Annotated in this window: 13 protein-coding genes; 6 read left to right on the forward strand and 7 right to left on the reverse strand. The window is 71.7% G+C overall.

Features of this window, described 5'->3' with window-relative positions; genetic code table 11:
• Positions 1–28 precede the first annotated feature (28 nt).
• Entirely contained in the window at positions 29–1,306 is a 1,278-nt protein-coding gene (locus AC0L6F_RS15955; protein WP_473538640.1) for a M50 family metallopeptidase, read from the forward strand.
• A gap of 27 nt (positions 1,307–1,333) precedes the next feature.
• Here AC0L6F_RS15955 and AC0L6F_RS15960 read toward each other — a convergent pair whose 3' ends face one another.
• Complete coding sequence (locus tag AC0L6F_RS15960; protein WP_473538641.1) at positions 1,334–3,253, reverse strand: anthranilate synthase family protein; 1,920 nt, start codon at positions 3,251–3,253, stop codon at positions 1,334–1,336.
• Between the two features lie 234 nt (positions 3,254–3,487).
• Here AC0L6F_RS15960 and ispG point away from each other — a divergent pair, with 234 nt between their 5' ends.
• Positions 3,488–4,618: a flavodoxin-dependent (E)-4-hydroxy-3-methylbut-2-enyl-diphosphate synthase gene (gene ispG / locus AC0L6F_RS15965; protein ID WP_473540021.1), complete on the forward strand. Its 1,131-nt coding sequence runs from the start codon at positions 3,488–3,490 to the stop codon at positions 4,616–4,618.
• 101 nt (positions 4,619–4,719) lie between these two features.
• Here the strand turns inward: ispG and AC0L6F_RS15970 are convergent, their stop codons facing one another.
• The gene (locus tag AC0L6F_RS15970) at positions 4,720–5,145 is read right to left on the reverse strand and encodes a VOC family protein (protein ID WP_473538642.1); all 426 of its coding nucleotides are present in this window, start codon (positions 5,143–5,145) and stop codon (positions 4,720–4,722) included.
• A 95-nt stretch (positions 5,146–5,240) separates the two neighbouring features.
• Here AC0L6F_RS15970 and AC0L6F_RS15975 point away from each other — a divergent pair, with 95 nt between their 5' ends.
• The gene (locus AC0L6F_RS15975) at positions 5,241–6,089 is read left to right on the forward strand and encodes an alanyl-tRNA editing protein (protein ID WP_473538643.1); all 849 of its coding nucleotides are present in this window, start codon (positions 5,241–5,243) and stop codon (positions 6,087–6,089) included.
• 118 nt (positions 6,090–6,207) lie between these two features.
• Here AC0L6F_RS15975 and AC0L6F_RS15980 read toward each other — a convergent pair whose 3' ends face one another.
• The 5 genes from AC0L6F_RS15980 to AC0L6F_RS16000 form a co-directional block, all read right to left on the reverse strand.
• Positions 6,208–7,773 (reverse strand): HNH endonuclease signature motif containing protein, encoded by a 1,566-nt coding sequence (locus AC0L6F_RS15980; RefSeq protein WP_259611610.1) that lies wholly within the window; start codon positions 7,771–7,773, stop codon positions 6,208–6,210.
• A 109-nt stretch (positions 7,774–7,882) separates the two neighbouring features.
• Positions 7,883–8,470 (reverse strand): hypothetical protein, encoded by a 588-nt coding sequence (locus AC0L6F_RS15985; protein ID WP_274637520.1) that lies wholly within the window; start codon positions 8,468–8,470, stop codon positions 7,883–7,885.
• Between the two features lie 12 nt (positions 8,471–8,482).
• Entirely contained in the window at positions 8,483–9,370 is an 888-nt protein-coding gene (locus AC0L6F_RS15990) for an aminoglycoside phosphotransferase family protein (RefSeq protein WP_473538644.1), read from the reverse strand.
• A 71-nt stretch (positions 9,371–9,441) separates the two neighbouring features.
• Positions 9,442–10,074, reverse strand: coding sequence for a pyroglutamyl-peptidase I (locus AC0L6F_RS15995; protein WP_473538645.1), 633 nt, complete (start codon positions 10,072–10,074; stop codon positions 9,442–9,444).
• Positions 10,074–11,558 carry an RNB domain-containing ribonuclease gene (locus AC0L6F_RS16000; protein WP_473538646.1) on the reverse strand — a complete coding sequence of 495 codons (1,485 nt, stop codon included), beginning with the start codon at positions 11,556–11,558 and terminating at the stop codon, positions 10,074–10,076. The genes AC0L6F_RS15995 and AC0L6F_RS16000 overlap by 1 nt, the downstream gene beginning before the upstream one ends.
• Before the next feature lie 75 nt (positions 11,559–11,633).
• Between AC0L6F_RS16000 and AC0L6F_RS16005 the strand changes: the two genes are divergently transcribed.
• The 3 genes from AC0L6F_RS16005 (at position 11,634) to AC0L6F_RS16015 (ending at position 16,408) form a co-directional block, all read left to right on the forward strand.
• Positions 11,634–13,394, forward strand: coding sequence for a proline--tRNA ligase (locus AC0L6F_RS16005; RefSeq protein WP_473540023.1), 1,761 nt, complete (start codon positions 11,634–11,636; stop codon positions 13,392–13,394).
• An 88-nt stretch (positions 13,395–13,482) separates the two neighbouring features.
• On the forward strand, positions 13,483–14,526 hold the full coding sequence (locus AC0L6F_RS16010) for an LOG family protein (RefSeq protein ID WP_473538647.1): 1,044 nt from the start codon (positions 13,483–13,485) through the stop codon (positions 14,524–14,526).
• A 49-nt stretch (positions 14,527–14,575) separates the two neighbouring features.
• On the forward strand, positions 14,576–16,408 hold the full coding sequence (locus AC0L6F_RS16015; RefSeq protein WP_473538648.1) for a lipase family protein: 1,833 nt from the start codon (positions 14,576–14,578) through the stop codon (positions 16,406–16,408).
• The last annotated feature ends 16 nt before the right edge of the window (positions 16,409–16,424 follow it).

A 16,424-nucleotide genomic window follows, 5' to 3' on the forward strand; every position in this document is an offset into this window, starting at 1 on the left:
TCAAAGCCGATCCGGGTACCGTATCGGGGTGACCGTCCTCGCCTTCGTCATCGGCATCATCCTCATGATCGTGGGGCTGGCCGTCTCGATCGCCCTGCACGAGATGGGCCATCTGCTGCCCGCGAAGAAGTTCGGCGTGCGCGTCGGCCAGTACATGATCGGGTTCGGCCCGACTCTCTGGTCGCGACGCAAGGGCGAGACCGAGTACGGCGTGAAGGCCATTCCGCTGGGCGGCTACATCTCGATGGCGGGCATGTATCCGCCCTCCCCGAAGGATGCCGCGCGTGACGGCCGCGCCGGCGGCGGGTTCTTCGCGACGATGGTGCAGGACGCGCGGGCCGCCAACGACGAGACGCTCGACGGCGACGACGACACGCGCACCTTCTACCGGCTGCCGATGTACAAGCGCGTGATCATCATGCTCGGCGGACCCATCATGAACCTGCTGCTGGCGATCGTGCTGTTCACCATCGCGTTCAGCGGCATCGGGGTGCAGACGGCCACCACCACGGTCGCGCAGGTGAGCTCGTGTCTGCCGGCATCGACCACGGCGACCTCGTGCGCGTCCTCCGATCCGGCCTCGCCGGCCAGCGAGGCCGGCATCCAGCCCGGCGACGTGCTCGTATCGGTGGACGGCACCCCGGTGTCCACGTTCGCCGAGGCATCCGCCATCATCCAGAAGTCGGCCGGCGAGACGATCCCGGTAGTGGTGGAGCGCGACGGCGCACAGCAGTCGCTGATGCTCACCCCGGCATCCCGCGACGTGAACGGCACCCGGATCGGCTTCGTGGGCATCACGGCCCAGGTCGAGTACGTGCGCCAGCCGATCTGGGAGGGGCCGTCGGCGGCATTCCAGAACGTCGGCGCGGTCGCCGGGATCATCGTCCAGTTGCCGCAGAAGCTGTACGGCGTGGTGCATTCGATGGTCACCGGGGGCGAGCGCGACCCGAACAGTCCGCTGTCGCCGGTGGGAGTCGGGGTGCTCGCCGGCGAGGCCGCCTCGTCCAGTGCGCCGATCCTGGACCGGGTCGCCTACTTCCTCGTGCTGCTGGGGTCGCTGAACGTCTCGCTGTTCGTGTTCAACCTGGTGCCGCTGCTGCCGCTGGACGGCGGTCACGTCGTGGTGGCGCTGTGGGACGGGATCAAGCGGACGTGGGCGAAGCTGTTCCGGCGCCCCCCGCCCAAGCCGGTGGACGCCACCCGCCTGGTCCCCGTGACGTTCGTCGTCGTCGTGCTGCTGATCGCGATGGGCGCGATCCTCATCCTCGCCGACGTCATCAACCCGATCTCGCTGTTCGGACAGTGAGATCGGGCGCCGGCCGGGCGGTCCGGCTCAGCGCAGCGCGTGCCCGATGAGCCGGCGCAGCGTCTGCACGCCGTCGCGCGACAGGATCGACTCCAGGTGGCCCTGCACCGACGCGAACCGGTCGCCGCGCAGCGCATACACGTCGCCGGTGCGCGCATCGGCCGCGACCTCGACCGACCCGATGCGCCCGGCCCCCGGCGCGACCCGTGCGGTGAAGGTGTTGTAGAAGCCGATCGAGGCGGCCTCGCCGAACACGTCGACGGTCTTCTGCAGACCCTGATGGGGCCGATCCAGCGGCACGAGGGCGATCCCCAGTGCATCCGCCAGGATCTGGTGGCTCAGGCACACCGCCAGCAGGGGCCGTCCGCCCGTCCGGCGTCGCGCCACCACCTCATGCATGCGGCGGATGCGCGCGCTGGTCGCATCGCGGGGATCGCCCGGCCCCGGACCGGCGACGACCAGGTCCGCAGCATCCAGCTCGGCATCGGTCACCGCGCTCCACGGTACGATCCGCACGTCCAATCCCAGGTGGCGCAGCTGGTGGGCGAGCATCGTCGTGAATCGGTCCTCGGCATCCACCACCAGCGTCGACCGGTGGCCGAACGGCGCGTGGTCGTCGGTGCCCTGCGGATTGAGCCAGAACGGGGCCAGCCGCGCGTTGCGTGAGGCCAGGAGCGCCGCGATCCCGGGGTCGTCGGCCAGCAGCCGCGGCTGCGCGGCCGGCTCGTCGGTGTCGGAGGCTCCGACGGCGGCCGCGGCAGCCGCCTCGTCGCGGGGCACGGCGCCGATCGCGCCCAGCACGCCGGCGGCCTTCCCGTGCGTCTCGCTCACCTCTCCGTACGGATCCGAATGACGCACCAGGGTGGCCCCGACCGGCACCCGCAGCCGCCCGTCCACGAGGTAGGCGGTGCGGATCAGGATCGGCGCGTCCAGGTCGTGCGTGGGCTCGTCGGCAGTCAGCGTCTCGCGCGGGGTGAACAGGGCCAGCACCCCGGAGTAGTAGCCGCGCGGTGTCTGCTCGTGCCGGCTGATCACCGTGCACGCGTTCTGCATGGGCGAGCCGGTGACGGTCGGGGCGAACATCGTCTCGCGGAGGATGTCGCGCGGATCGAGCCGGCTGCGGCCGCGCAGCATGTACTCGGTGTGCGTGAGCCGCGACATCTCCTTGAGCAGGGGACCGGTGATGCGTCCGCCGTCCGAGCAGACGGCGCTCATCATCTTGAGCTCCTCGTCCACGACCATGAACAGCTCCTCGGTCTCCTTCGTGGAGGACAGGAACGTGCTCAGGGTCTCGACGGTGGCGCCGCCGGCCGGGTGGCGGAACGTGCCCGAGATCGGGTTCATCGTGACCACGCCGTCCCGCGCCACCACATGGGCTTCGGGGCTGGCGCCGACGGCGATGTGGTCGGGGGTGGAGATGAGGAACGTCCAGTACGCGCCGCGCTCGTGCTCGAGCAGCGCGCGGAACCAGGTGAGCGCGGCCGGCAGCGGGTCCGCGTCCACGGCGGCGGTGAAGTCGCGGCGGATGACGAAGTTCGCGCCCTCGCCGCGGCCGATCTCGTCGGCGATGACGGTGCGCACGATCTGCGCGTACGCGTCGTCCGGGATGTCGAAGCCGGCGTCGCGCAGCGGCACCTCGGCCGTCGGCAGGGCGGCGACGACCTCGTGGCGGGCCAGGGTCTCGTGCGCGTCGACGACGAGGCAGCGCAGCGGCGCCCGATCGTCGTGGCACGCGAATCCGCGCTCGCGCACCTGGCGGAACGGCACCAGCGCGAGCACCTCGCGGGCGGTGCCCGCGGCATCCGTCAGCGGGATGTCGGCCAGCAGATCGACATCCACCACGGGGCCGGTGAGCACTTCGACGGTGTCGGGGTCACGGGCCAGAAGCGCGAACGGCCGTCCGCTCGTGCGCAGGGTCTCGAGGGTGGAGGCAGCGGTCGGTCTCATCGCCGGCCTTTCGGGTCGTCGGGCGGCCTCGACAGGAAAGACCGCCACGTGGGCGGTCTGTCGGTGGGAACGCGAAGACACCGCCTCAGCGGGCGGGCCACCAGATGCGGTTCGCGAACATGCGCTGAAACTACCACATGGCGGCGACCGGGCGCGGCGACGGGATGCGGCGCTCGGCGAGTGCCCGGGATGCCGCGGCGTAGGCTGGTCGCCGTGCCAGCAGTGAATCTCGGGATGCCCCATGTGCCGGATGTGCTCGCCCCGCGTCGGCGGAGCCGCCAGATCCGGGTGGGGAAGGTCCTGGTCGGCGGGGATGCCCCGGTCAGCGTGCAGTCCATGACGACCACGCCCACCACCGACATCAACGCGACGCTGCAGCAGATCGCCGAGCTGACCGCGTCCGGCTGCGAGGTCGTGCGGATCGCCGTGCCCAGCCAGGACGACGCCGACGCGCTGCCGATCATTGCGCGCAAGAGCCAGATCCCGGTGATCGCCGACATCCACTTCCAGCCCAAGTACGTGTTCGCCGCGATCGACGCCGGGTGCGGGGCGGTGCGGGTCAACCCCGGCAACATCCGCCAGTTCGACGACAAGGTGGGCGAGATCGCGAAGGCGGCCAAGGATGCCGGAGTGTCGCTGCGGATCGGGGTCAACGCCGGGTCGCTGGACAAGCGGCTGCTGGAGAAATACGGCAGCGCGACGCCCGAGGCGCTCGTGGAGAGCGCGGTGTGGGAGGCGTCGCTGTTCGAGGAGCATGATTTCCACGACTTCAAGATCTCGGTCAAGCACCACAATCCGGTGGTGATGGTCAAGGCCTACCGGCAGCTGGCCGAGCGCGGCGACTGGCCGCTGCACCTGGGCGTGACCGAGGCGGGCCCTGCGTTCCAGGGCACGATCAAGTCGGCGACGGCGTTCGGCATCCTGCTGGGCGAGGGCATCGGCGACACCATCCGGGTCTCGCTGTCGGCGCCGCCGGTCGAAGAGGTCAAGGTCGGTCTGCAGATCCTGCAGTCGCTCGGGCTGCGCGAGCGGACGCTGGAGATCGTGTCGTGTCCCTCGTGCGGGCGGGCGCAGGTCGATGTCTACACGCTGGCCGACTCGGTGACCGAGGGGCTGAAGGATGTGACGGTGCCGCTGCGGGTGGCGGTGATGGGTTGCGTGGTGAACGGTCCCGGCGAGGCGCGCGAGGCGGATCTGGGTGTTGCCAGCGGCAACGGCAAGGGTCAGATCTTCGTGAAGGGCGAGGTGGTCAAGACCGTGCCCGAGTCCGAGATCGTGGCGACGCTGATCGCCGAGGCGAACCGGATCGCCGCCGAGATGGGCCCGGATGCGGCGCTGGGCACCGCGCAGGTCGTCACGGCCTGATCACCCGGTCTGGTTACCGCCTGATCACCCGGCTTGATCCCCGGGCCTGATCGCGCCCGTCTGGTCCTCGGCCCTGATGACCGGCCCCGTGCGGGGTATCGTCATTCCAGGCAGAACTCGTTCCCTTCCGGATCCTGCATCTGGTAATACCGCTCGGGCCACGGCCCCCACTGCTGATCGACCAGGCGCACCACGGTCGCGCCCAGTGCGACGAGGCGATCTTTCTCCGCCTCCATGCGCTCCTGGTGCGTGCCCTCGCCCTCCGGCGGCAGCAGATCCAGGTGGATCCGGTTGCGCTGCCGCTTCTGCCCGTCGGCGTGGTGGAAGAACAGCCGTGGACCCTTGCCGTCCGGGTCCTCGGCCAGGCCGCGTGTGCCCAGGTCGGCCTCCGTGAGGCCCGAGGCGAGCAGCTGCTCTCTCAGCGGCCCCTCGAACTCGCTGTGCGGGTAGCCGAGCACGTCGGCCCAGAAGTGGGAGAGCCGTCGCGGGTCGTCCGCGTAGATCGTGATGTTGCCGAGGGTCGCCATCGTGCCTCCCGTGGTCCTGTAGGTCGGTCTGGTCACGGTAGCGCGCAGCTCCGACATCGACCGGATTGATAGTCTGCGGTGCGCGAAGGAGGCCTATGTCAGCGACAGTCGTGACGTTCCCCGAGGGTGCCGTGACGGGCGAGGGAACGGTGCAGTACGTCGTCGGCGACGTCGTGGTGCTCGATGCCACGCCGTTCCATCCGGTCGACCACACCTGGCCGGACCAGCCCGGTGATGCCGGATATCTGCGTTCGGACGACGGCGCCGTGCCGGTGGAGGAGGCCGTGATGGCGGCCGTCGACGCCGGGGGAGCGGTGTTCGTCGGAACAGACATCCCGGTCAAGCGCGGCGCGGAGGGATGGACGTGGCTGGTCGGACATCGCCTCGACGGTGCGCGGCCGGCGTGGGTGGCGCCCGGCGTGCGCGTGAGCGCGGAGGTGGATGCTGCGCGGCGCGCGGCACTGAGCCGCGGGCACACGGCGTGCCACCTGTCGTCGCTGGCGCTGGATCATGCGCTCGCCGATCTGTGGCGGAAGGACCCGGGCGTGGATCCGCTGGGCAGTCCGGACTTCGAGGCGCGCGCGAACCAGACCAGCAGCATCCGTCCGGACGGCAGCGTGGACGAGTATCGGCTCGGCAAGAGCCTGCGCAAGGCGGGGTTCGACTCGGAGGGGTTCGCTGCGACGCTCGGCGAGCGTCAAGACCGGATCAACGCGCGGCTGGCGGAGTGGGTGGCCGCCGGTGGCGAGAGCCGGATCGTCGTGGAGGGTCCGACGATCACCGATCGGCGCACCTGGCAGTGCACACTGCCCGAGGGTGAGGTCGGGTTCGCGTGCGGTGGCACGCACGTCACGTCGCTGTCGGAATTCGCCTCGATCACGGTGGAGCTGGACCTGTCCGATCCGCAGCTGCTGGTGATGACGACGTCGGCCGTGCCGCGCTGACGGACACCCGGCGACCGTGCCGCACTGACCGACCACCCGGCGACCGTGCCGCACTGACCGACCACCCGGCGTCCGTGCCGCGCTGACGGACACCCACGGCAGCCTCAGATCGGCAGCCTCAGGCCACGGCGGTGGGGAGGAATCTGGGTGGTGGTGGCGAGGATCTCCATTGGTAGCGTCGTGCGAGGCGGGTGGTGAGCAGGATCGGGGCCGCGCGGCCGGGTGGGTGGAGGACGAAGTCGTCCTTTCGGTGTCGGGTGATGGTCCAGCCGCCGTGGTGGAGTTGCATGTGGTGGAACCGGCAGAGGAGGATGCCGCGGTCCACGTCGGTGCGGCCTCCGGCGGCCCAGGCGTCGATGTGGTGGGATTCGCAGTAGTGGGCGGGGCGGTCACAGCCCGGCCACCGGCATCCTCCGTCCCGGATCGCCAGGGTCAGTTTCTGTTTCGCGGTGAAGAGCCGGGCCTCCCGGCCCAGGTCCAGCGGGTTGCCGGCGGCGTCGATCAGACACTCGCTGATACCGGTGTCGCAGGCGTGCTGGAGGGCGAGGGTGGCCGGGACCGGGGCGCAGTCGTCCTGTGCGGACCCGGTGGCGGGTTCTCCGCGTTCGGCGGCGTGGACGGCGTCCTGGGTGATGAGCAGCCGGATGCCCGCCTGTCGGGTGCCGAAGACGGCTTCCGGTTCGGCCAGCGCCCCGGCGCGCAGCACATCGATCATCAGGTCGTACGCGAGCTGGTCGGTGGTGCGGGGGTCGTCGGCGAGCTGCTCGGCGCGGGTGGTGTCGTCGACGAACCGGACTCCTCTGCGTGGTGCGAGCGCGTGGTCGTGGATCGTCTGCACCCACAGGGCTCCTTCGTCGTCGAAGATGAACGAGCCGTGCAGGACGCCGTCGGCGTCGCGCCAGGTGCGGAACGAGCGCCGCGCGTACCTGTGCTCGAAGCGTCGTTGGGCGCCTTCGGGGTCCAGGATGTCGCGGATCGCGCGGGCCTGGGCGGCCAGATCCTCCACGGTGCGGCATCCTGCCTCGTCGATCAGCTGGCATGCCGCGGTCTCCCACGCCGCTCGCGCCTCTTCGCGTGCCGCGTCCACCAGCCGGCGACGCTCGGCGCCGGCGGCGTCGGCCGCGTCGTCGGCGTCGGTCCCGTCATCCGCTCCGGCGGCGGCCGCTGCCGTGTCGTCCGCGTCGATCGTCGGGGGTTCGCCGAGGTTGCGGAGGATCGCGTCGTGCTGGGCGGCAGTGATCCGGTCGCCCAGCAGCGCCTGGCTCAACGGGGCGTGCCAGGGCCGTGCGACAGGGGCCGTGTCGGCCTGGTCGGGCGCGTCCGCATCGTCCGCGGTCGGGACCGCCGCCCACATGGCCTCCCCGAGCCGCACCTGCTTGACGGCGTCGGTCCGGCTCGCCCCGGTGATCTCCTGCACCAGCGACACCGGAGACCGATGCCCGCGCACCTGCGAGAGCCCGGAATGCCCTGCCGCACGCGACGATCGGGCCGCGACGACGCCGGTCGCGGCGATCCGCAGCGACTCGGCGGCACGCACGACCGCGGACGCTTCGGCGATGGTGGCGACGATAGCGTCGTCATCGAGTGCCGCGACCCGTGCGGGAAGGTCCACCGCCCGCGGGTCGTCTCCGATCAGCGCGCGCAGCGTCGCCGCGTGCGCTTCGAGATCGGAGAAGAATGCCATAACACCATCATCCCCAGGACCACCGACATTCGAGCGGGTCTTCGACCCCCTCGACGCCCCTCCTCGATAACGGTGCGGTAACGATGACGTCGCCTCTGCGCCAGCAGAGTCATCCCGCCGACTCGACCCATGAGATCACCTGGGCATGATCCAGTGTCACCGGACCGGCGGTGAGCACATGAGGCAGCCGATTGAACCATGCACCACGCCGCCCCGACCCCGCAAGCTCCCTCAGCCACTGCCGGTTTCTGTCCGGCACGCCCATCGATGTGAGGAACGAGGCGCGGTTGAGTGGGACGACCTCGGTCGGGTCGATCGCCTCGCCGACGACGCTCGTCGTCCGATCGAAGATGACGGCGTCATCGGGCAGATCATCTATCGGGATGGCCCAGAACTCAACGCGCGGCAGCGCCTCGCCCGTGATCTCCTGCCAGGCCTGCCAGGACGCGTGCGGATGGATCGGGCTCAGGAAGACGACCTCGGTCCAGCCCAGGTGCAGGAGAGGTATGACCGTGTCTCGAAGCCTCCGGCGCTCAGGCGACCCCTCGTACTTGGCGATCGCGGCTTCGTATGCCGCGGTGTCGATGGTGGCCAAATCGCTCAGTGGGACGAGGGCCGTGGTATCGGCAGCGAGATCAACACGGGTGTGGAAGACGTGGCGCATGCCGCGATGATATTTCGGAACTGCGACGCCCACCGACGGGCCAGGTCACTCCGGGGGCTCGCCGAGCACCTGCTCCACCGTGTGCCGCCCGATCGCCGCGAGTGCGGCGTGGTCGTCGCTGGCGGCCAGCATCGCCGAGGCCATGCCGGCTGCCCACGCGCGGGCGCGGCGCCACATCGCGGCATCCGCACCCGTGAGCGCCGTGTAGCGCTCGATGAACAGGGCACGGCCGCGTGGCGTGAACGTCATCCACGCCGTCGCCAGATCCGTGGCCGGGTCGCCCGCGGTGACGTCGCCGAAGTCGATGAGGGCGGTCAGCGCGCCGCCGCGGCACAGCACGTTCAGCGGATGCGGATCGCCGTGGATCCACAGGGGAGGCCCGGCGTACGGCGGAGCCGCGGCATCCCGTTCGAACCTCGCCCGCAGCTCGCCGGCGCGCGCGAAGGCTGACATCCGGTCAGAGATCGCGTCCATCCGCAGCGCGAGCGGCACACCGCGCACGGGATTGGGCGGCGCATCGGCATCCGCCGGCCGGTGCAGCGCCGCGAGTGTCTCGGCCCACAGCTCGGCCCACCCGTCGCGCTCCGATGCGGGCAGGGAGGCGGCGACCTCCCCTTCGAACCACGGCACGACCGACCACGACCACGGGTAGAAACGCGTCGGCCGCCCGACGCGCACCGGAACCGGCACCGCCACGGGAAGCCGCCCCGCGAGTCGCGGGAGCACCAGCTGCTCGTGCTCGACCAGCCGCGCCGCGGCCTCGCGCCGCGGGACGCGCACCGTCAGCTCCTCGCCGAGCCGGACCATCACGTTGTCCCAGCCGTTCTCGGCGATCCGCGCCGGCAGACCGGCGAGATCGGGATGCTGCGCCCGCAGCAGCCGCCTCACCAGAGCGACGTCGACCTCCACCTCGGCCTCGGGCATGCGCGCCATCGGGCCAGCGTAGCGGCGGCGACGCCGGGGCGTTCGGAGTGCGGCCCGCCGCACCCGCCGTCCCCGAACCGTCAGTGCAGTGCGCCGCCGGGCTCTGCCGCATCGACCCGCACGTCCAGCGCCGTGCGCGCGGCGGTCACGAGCGCCCGGGCGATGTCGTCCAGCGGCAGCTCCGGTTCGCCGCCGGGTGCCTGGCCGGTCGCCCACGGCACGTGCACGAACCCGGCGCGGGCACCGGAGCCGACGGCATCCATCGCCTGCGCGAACACGTGATTGCACACGAAGCTGCCCGCCGACAGCGACAGCCGGCACGGGATGCCGCGACCCGCCACCGCGACCGTCATCGCCTTGACCGGCACGGTCGCGAACCAGGCCGCCGGTCCACCCGGCACGCAGGGCAGGTCCACCGGCTGTGCGCCGGCGTTGTCGGGGATGCGGGCGTCGATCAGATTCACGGCCACCCGCTCGATGCTGACGGCATCCCGCCCGCCGGCCAGCCCGGTCGCGATGACGACGTCCGGCTCGTGCGCGGCGATCAGCTCGCGCAGCCGCTGCGCGGCGCCGGCGAACGTCACCGGGAGCACTGCCGTGGCCAGCGGCTCCGGGCCGTCCCAGAGGGACGGGGCGAGTCGCACCGCGTCTCCCGACGGGTTGGCGGCGTCGCCGGCGAACGGCTCGAAGCCGGTGAGCAGGACGCCCGGCATCAGCCTCGGTCCCCGCCCGCGCCGGCGCCGTCCGCGTCGGCCGGCCCGTCCACCGCGACCAGCACGATCTCGCCGGTCGCGATGTCGGCGCTGGTCAGCCGCAGCCGCACGGTCGTGCCGCCCGCGGCATCCAGCCCCTCCACCTTCACCGACACCAGCGGCCCGGTCAGCTGCACCCGTGCGCCGTCGCCGCGGTGCCCGAGCACGGTGCCGTCGAACGTCTGGCCTTCGCGCCCGTGCAGCAGCGCGGCCTCGACCCGATCGAGGGTGGCGTTCTCCAGGCGTGCGGCCAGCTGCGTGCTGCGTCCCATCGCCTTCGGCAGCTCGGGCAGGCTCTCGCGCGCCCAATCCGGAACCGCGCGTCCGTTCGCCAGCGCCTCGCACACCACGAGCGACCACCGGTCGACCAGGCGCCGCAGCGGCGCGGTGGCGTGCGCGTACGGCGCGGCGATGGCGGCCTGGATCGTCTCGGCCGGCACCTCTCCGGCGAACGCGGTGTATCCCGCCCCGCGGAACAGCGAGGTGGCGGCGTCGCGCACCGCGAGGGTGACCGGGTCGACGCCGTCCAGGCCGCGCAGGTATTCGCCGTAGGGGACGCCGGACTCCCACGGCAGCCCGAGCGCGACGGTCTGCGCGCGGAACGCCGCGACGTCCTCGTCGTCGGCCGCAGGCATCGTGCGGAGGATTCCCACTCGTCCGGCCAGCATGATCTGCGCGGCGGCCATCCCGGTCAGCAGCGACACCTGGGCGTTCCAGTCCTCGATCTCGCGCGTCGCCCGCCGCTCCAGCAGATACTGGCCGTCCCGCAGCTCGACCTCGATCTCCGGGGAGTTCAGGCTGGCCCCGCCGCGCTCCTGCTCGCGCAGCGCGCGCTGGGTGCCGAACCACTTCAGTGCGGTCAGCGACTCCGGCCCCGACCCGTCGTCGACGGCGCGCTGCGCGTCGGCGTAGGTCCACTGCGCCCGCGAGCGCACCACGGCCCGCTGCAGCGTGGTGGCCACCGGCTCGGCACGCTCGTCCAGCTCGAACCGCCAGACGAACGCGAGCCGGTCCTGGTCGGGCAGCAGCGAGACGGCGCCCTCGCTGAGCACCGTCGGGTGCAGCGGGATCCGCCCGTCCACCGCGTAGAGGGTCTGGCCGCGCTGGCGGGCCGCGGCATCCACCGCGCCACCGGGGCGCACGAACGCCGGCACGTCGGCGATGGCGTAGTGCAGGATGCCGCCGCCCGGCGTGCGCTGCAGGTGCAGGGCCTGATCCAGGTCGCGGGAGCCCTCCGGGTCGATCGTGAGGAACTCGATCTCGCGCAGGTCGGCGATGTCGGCGGACGGCTGGGCGACCACCTCGCGCGCGGCCGACTCGGCCTCGGCGACCACCTCCGGCGGGAAGTCCCCGGGCAGCTCCAGCTCGGCGTGCAGGGCGGTCAGCGATGCGGACAGGGCGTTCCCGGCCGCGGCGGATACGAGGCGGGGACGGCGACGGGTCACGTCGTCAGTGTACGGCGGGACCCGCGCCGGGGCGCGGCATCCCGCGCCTCTAGACTGGGCGACGTGGTCACTCGTATGTCGAAGCTCTTCGTCCGCACGCTCCGTGAAGACCCCGCCGAGGCGGAGGTGGTCAGCCACAAGCTGCTCGTGCGCGCCGGCTACATCCGCCGCCAGGCGGCCGGCATCTTCGCGTGGCTGCCGCTGGGCCTGCGGGTCAAGGCCCGGATCGAGCGGATCATCCGCGAGGAGATGGATGCCGCGGGCGCCCAGGAGGTCCACTTCCCGGCGCTGATGCCGCGCGACCCGTACGAGGTGACCGGTCGGTGGGAGGAGTACGGCGACCTGCTCTTCCGGCTGCAGGACCGCAAGGGCAGCGACTATCTGCTCGCCCCCACGCACGAAGAGGCCTTCACGCTGCTGGTGAAGGACCTGTACTCGTCGTACAAGGACCTGCCGCTGTCGATCTACCAGATCCAGGACAAGTACCGCGACGAGGCGCGCCCCCGCGCGGGCCTGCTGCGCGGGCGCGAGTTCACCATGAAGGACGCCTACTCGTTCGACTGCACCGACGCCGGCCTGGACGCCTCCTACATGGCCCAGCGCGACGCGTACGAGCGGATCTTCCGGCGACTGGGTCTGGAGTACGTCATCGTGCAGGCGGATGCCGGGGCCATGGGCGGCTCGCGCAGCGAGGAGTTCCTGCACCCGACCGCGGTCGGCGAGGACACCTTCGTGCGCTCCGCAGGCGGCTACGCTGCCAACGTCGAGGCGTTCACGACGCTGGCGCCGCCGACGCGCAGCTACGAGAAGTTGACGCCCGCAGAGGTGCTCGACACCCCGGGCAGCCCGACGATCGCGACTCTCGTCGAGGCGGCGAACCGGCGGCATCCGCGGCCCGACGGCAGGTCGTGGACCGCCGCCGACACACTGAAGAACGTGGTGCTGGCGCTGGTGGGCCTCGATGGGTCGCGCGAGATCGTCGTGGTGGGCCTGCCCGGCGACCGTGAGGTGGACATGAAGCGGGCCGAGGTCGCGTTCGCGCCGGCCGAGGTCGAGGCTGCGACCGACGCGGACTTCGCGAAACACCCGGGATTGGTGAAGGGCTACATCGGCCCGTGGTCTGCCGACGGCGCCGTGCTGGGGGAGAACGGTTCGACCGGTATCCGCTACCTGCTCGACCCGCGGGTCTCAGACGGCTCGGGCTGGATCACCGGGGCGAACGTCGATGCGCAGCACGTGTTCGGTCTGGTCGCGGGGCGCGATTTCCAGGCGGACGGCAGCGTCGAGGTCGCCGAGGTGCTGGACGGCGATCCTGCGCCGGACGGCTCCGGACCCGTGCACCTGGCCCGGGGCATGGAGATCGGGCATGTCTTCCAGCTCGGCCGCAAGTACGCCGAGGCGCTGGGACTGAAGGTGCTCGACGAGAACGGCAAGCTCGTCACCGTCACGATGGGCTCGTACGGCATCGGGGTGACCCGCATCCTGGCGATCATCGCCGAGCTGAACAACGACGAGAAGGGGCTGATCTGGCCCGAGTCGGTGGCCCCGTTCGACGTGCACGTGGTGGCGGCCGGCAAGGATGCGGTGGCCGCCGAGCTCGCCGAGCAGGTCTCCGCGCAGCTCGAGGCGGCGGGACTGGACGTGCTCTACGACGATCGGCCGAAGGTCTCGCCGGGGGTCAAGTTCGGCGACGCCGAGCTGATCGGCGTCCCGCACGTGCTGGTGGCCGGCCGCGGTGCGGCCGACGGCCAGGTGGAGCTGTGGGACCGCCGTGCGGGGGAGCGCGACACGCTGCCCGCGGCCGAAGCGGTCGCCCGGCTCATCGCACAGCGCTGACCGCGGCGGCACGTCGGACCGCGGCATCCGCGCCCGTGTCGCGCCCGGCCGCAGCCGCGTCGGCCCGCGACCGTGGCAGGGTGGAGGCATGGCTGGATCCTCCTCGAACACCATCCCGCGCGAGGTCACCGAGTCGCTGCGGCAGGCGATGGATGCCGCGGGCATCACCGAGCAGACGGACCTGGTGGCCCGAATCCTGGCGACCGGGGTCGGCCTCGGCATGGACGACACCGATCGTCTCGATCTGAAGATCACCTCGGCCGCCCTCACCGAGATGCGCGCGGCGTTCGGCCTGTTCGCGCCCTACCACGACGTGCCCAAGGTGACGATCTTCGGGTCGGCGCGCACGAAGGCGAACGATCCGCTGTACCGGCAGGCGAAGGATGCCGCGCACGCGCTGTCCGACCACGGCTGGTTCGTGGTCACCGGCGCCGGCCCCGGGATCATGCAGGCGGCGGCGGACGGCGCCGGGCCCGATCGGTCGATCGGCGTCTCGATCCGGCTGCCGTTCGAGGAGAAGCCGAACGCGCTGCTGGCCGACTCCGAGAATCTCGTGTCGATGAAGTACTTCTTCACCCGCAAGCTGATGCTGATGAAGGAATCGCACGGCTTCATCTGCGTGCCCGGCGGCTTCGGCACGATGGACGAGATGTTCGAGCTGCTCACCCTGCAGCAGACCGGCAAGGCCGAGCCGATGCCGATCGTGCTGCTGGACGAGCCCGGCGGCACGTTCTGGGCCGGCCTGCGCCGCTTCATCGACCAGCACCTGGTCCCGGCGGGCGTGATCGATCCGGACGACTTCGATCGCGTGCTGGTGACCGACTCCGTGCCGGCCGCGGTGGAGGAGATCACCGGATTCTGGCGCAACTACGACTCCCTGCGGTGGGTGCGCAGCCGCCTCGTGCTGCGGATGCGCATCGCCCCCGACGAGGCCCAGCTGGCCGAGCTCAACGAGCGCTTCGCGCACCTGCTCACCGAGGGTGCGATCGCGCTCACCGATCCGCTGCGCGACGAGCGGGAGGACGGCGACCGGCTCGAGCTGCCCCGCCTGGTGATGACGTTGAACCCGTTCAAGGTGGGCGAGCTGCACCGCGTGATCCGGGCGATCAACGAGTGGGTTCGCCCGTCCTGACGCCCGGGCGTCGGCGATGCGACCGGCTCAGCGACCTATCATGGCTCCGGTGACGGGGGAGCAGGGCGGCAGGCGGTGGAGCGTCCTCCCGCGCCTGCTCGCACAGGCCCCGCCGCGGGGCCTGGTCGTGGTGGGGGCGGTGGTCGCGGTCCTGGGCGTGCTCATCGTCGCACGGCCGCTGACCTCCCTGGTGCTGCTGGGGATGTACGTCGGGCTGAGTGCGATCATCTCGGGGATCATCGAGTTCGTATCCGCGCATCGGTCGCCGCGATGGTGGTCGCGCGCGTTCGCGTTGGTGTGGATCCTCCTCGGCGCGCTCATCCTGATCTGGATCGGTCGCAGCCTGAACCTGCTGCCGGCCGCCCTGGCCGTCCTCCTGCTGCTGGGCGGGGCCACCTCGCTGGCCGACGCCGTGGCGCACCACCGCGCCGGCGAGCGCGTGCGGGTCAGCGAGCGGGTGCTGGCGGCCAGCTGGGGGGCCGCCCAACTCGCGTTCGGCGTGCTGTCGCTGACCTGGCCGGATGTCACGGTCCTGGTGGTCGCGGTGGTCTTCGGCGTGCGCACCACGGTGTTCGGCGCGATGCTGCTCATTCGCGGGGTCGGAGCCCTCGCGCAGCGGCCCGACCGAGGCGCGCGACCCCGGCGCACCCGCACCGGGCACCCGCGGTGGGCGGACGGTGGACGGTACGCGCTGGCCGGGCTGCTGGTGGTCGTCACGGTCACCGGGGGGTTCCTGAACGACTGGCTGCAGCACGGCGCCCCCGTGGTGGACGCGTTCTACGACCCGCCGCAGCAGGTCCCCTCCGGTCACGGCGAGCTCATCCGCTCCGACGAATACGGCGGGAAGATCCCGGCGGGTGCGGACGTGAAGCGCATCCTCTACACGAGCACCGACGCGCACGGTGAGCCGGTGCCGGCCAGCGCTCTGGTCATCATCCCCGATGTGACGCCCGCCGCACCGATGCCGATCGTGCTCTGGAACCACGGGACGACCGGCGTGGCGCGCGGCTGTGCGCCGAGCCTGCGCGACGACGCCGCCACCCGGTGGGCGATTCCGGCCCTGGACCGGGCGCTCGCGTACGGCTGGATAGTGGTCGCCCCGGACTACGCCGGCCAGGGGGCGCCCGGCGTCTTCCCCTACCTCATCGGCGAGGGCGAGGCGCGGTCCGCGCTGGACGCGGTGCTGGCCGCGCAGCGGCTCCCGCACGTGTGGGCATCGGATGACGTGGTGGTCTGGGGGCACTCCCAGGGCGGGCACGCCGCGCTCTGGGCCAGCCAGATCGCGCGGCGGTACACGCCCGACCTGCGAGTGCTCGGCACGGCGGCGCTCGCGCCGGCGGCCGAGCCGCTGGCCCTCGCCCGAGACCTCACGGCCGGCTACGCGAGCGTCCAGCTGACGGTGCTGACGGCGTGGGTGCTCATCCCGTACTCGCAGACCTACCCCGACGTGCGGGTGGAGAACTACGTCGCACCGGGCGCCCGGTCGATCGTCCGCGAGATGGCGCAGCGATGTCCGACCGAGCCGGGGGTGATCGTCTCGGTGGTCGCCGCGCTCGGCGTCTCGGAGGACCGCCCGCTGTACATCGGCGACCTGACCACCGGCGCCCTGGGGCACCGGTTGGGGCAAAACAACGTGAACGGCGCCTGGAACACGCCGCTGCTGGTCGTGTGGGGCGAACGGGACGAGGTCATCCCGCGCAGCCAGCAGGTGTCGTTCGTGAAGCGGCTGTGCGCGGCCGGGAACAGCGTCGAGTGGAGCGAGTATCCGGCGGTCACCCACCAGTCCGTGCTGCAGCCGTCCTCACCGCTGCTGCCCAAGCTGATCGACTGGACGGCGGGCCTGTTTGCCGGCCGTACTCCGCCGCCGTCGGAATGCGCGTGAGTGCGGGCATCCTCAC

This window comes from Microbacterium sp. G2-16M (genome assembly GCF_055809115.1).

What these genes read in the sequence shown, in the direction of transcription:
- AC0L6F_RS15960 (WP_473538641.1), bottom strand. Translation starts at nt 3,253, where the DNA reads ATGAGACCGACCGCTGCCTCCACCCTCGAGACCCTGCGCACGAGCGGA.
- ispG (WP_473540021.1), top strand. Translation starts at nt 3,488, where the DNA reads ATGCCCCATGTGCCGGATGTGCTCGCCCCGCGTCGGCGGAGCCGCCAG.
- AC0L6F_RS15970 (WP_473538642.1), bottom strand. Translation starts at nt 5,145, where the DNA reads ATGGCGACCCTCGGCAACATCACGATCTACGCGGACGACCCGCGACGG.
- AC0L6F_RS15975 (WP_473538643.1), top strand. Translation starts at nt 5,241, where the DNA reads ATGTCAGCGACAGTCGTGACGTTCCCCGAGGGTGCCGTGACGGGCGAG.
- AC0L6F_RS15980 (WP_259611610.1), bottom strand. Translation starts at nt 7,773, where the DNA reads ATGGCATTCTTCTCCGATCTCGAAGCGCACGCGGCGACGCTGCGCGCG.
- AC0L6F_RS15990 (WP_473538644.1), bottom strand. Translation starts at nt 9,370, where the DNA reads ATGGCGCGCATGCCCGAGGCCGAGGTGGAGGTCGACGTCGCTCTGGTG.
- AC0L6F_RS15995 (WP_473538645.1), bottom strand. Translation starts at nt 10,074, where the DNA reads ATGCCGGGCGTCCTGCTCACCGGCTTCGAGCCGTTCGCCGGCGACGCC.
- AC0L6F_RS16005 (WP_473540023.1), top strand. Translation starts at nt 11,634, where the DNA reads ATGTCGAAGCTCTTCGTCCGCACGCTCCGTGAAGACCCCGCCGAGGCG.
- AC0L6F_RS16010 (WP_473538647.1), top strand. Translation starts at nt 13,483, where the DNA reads ATGGCTGGATCCTCCTCGAACACCATCCCGCGCGAGGTCACCGAGTCG.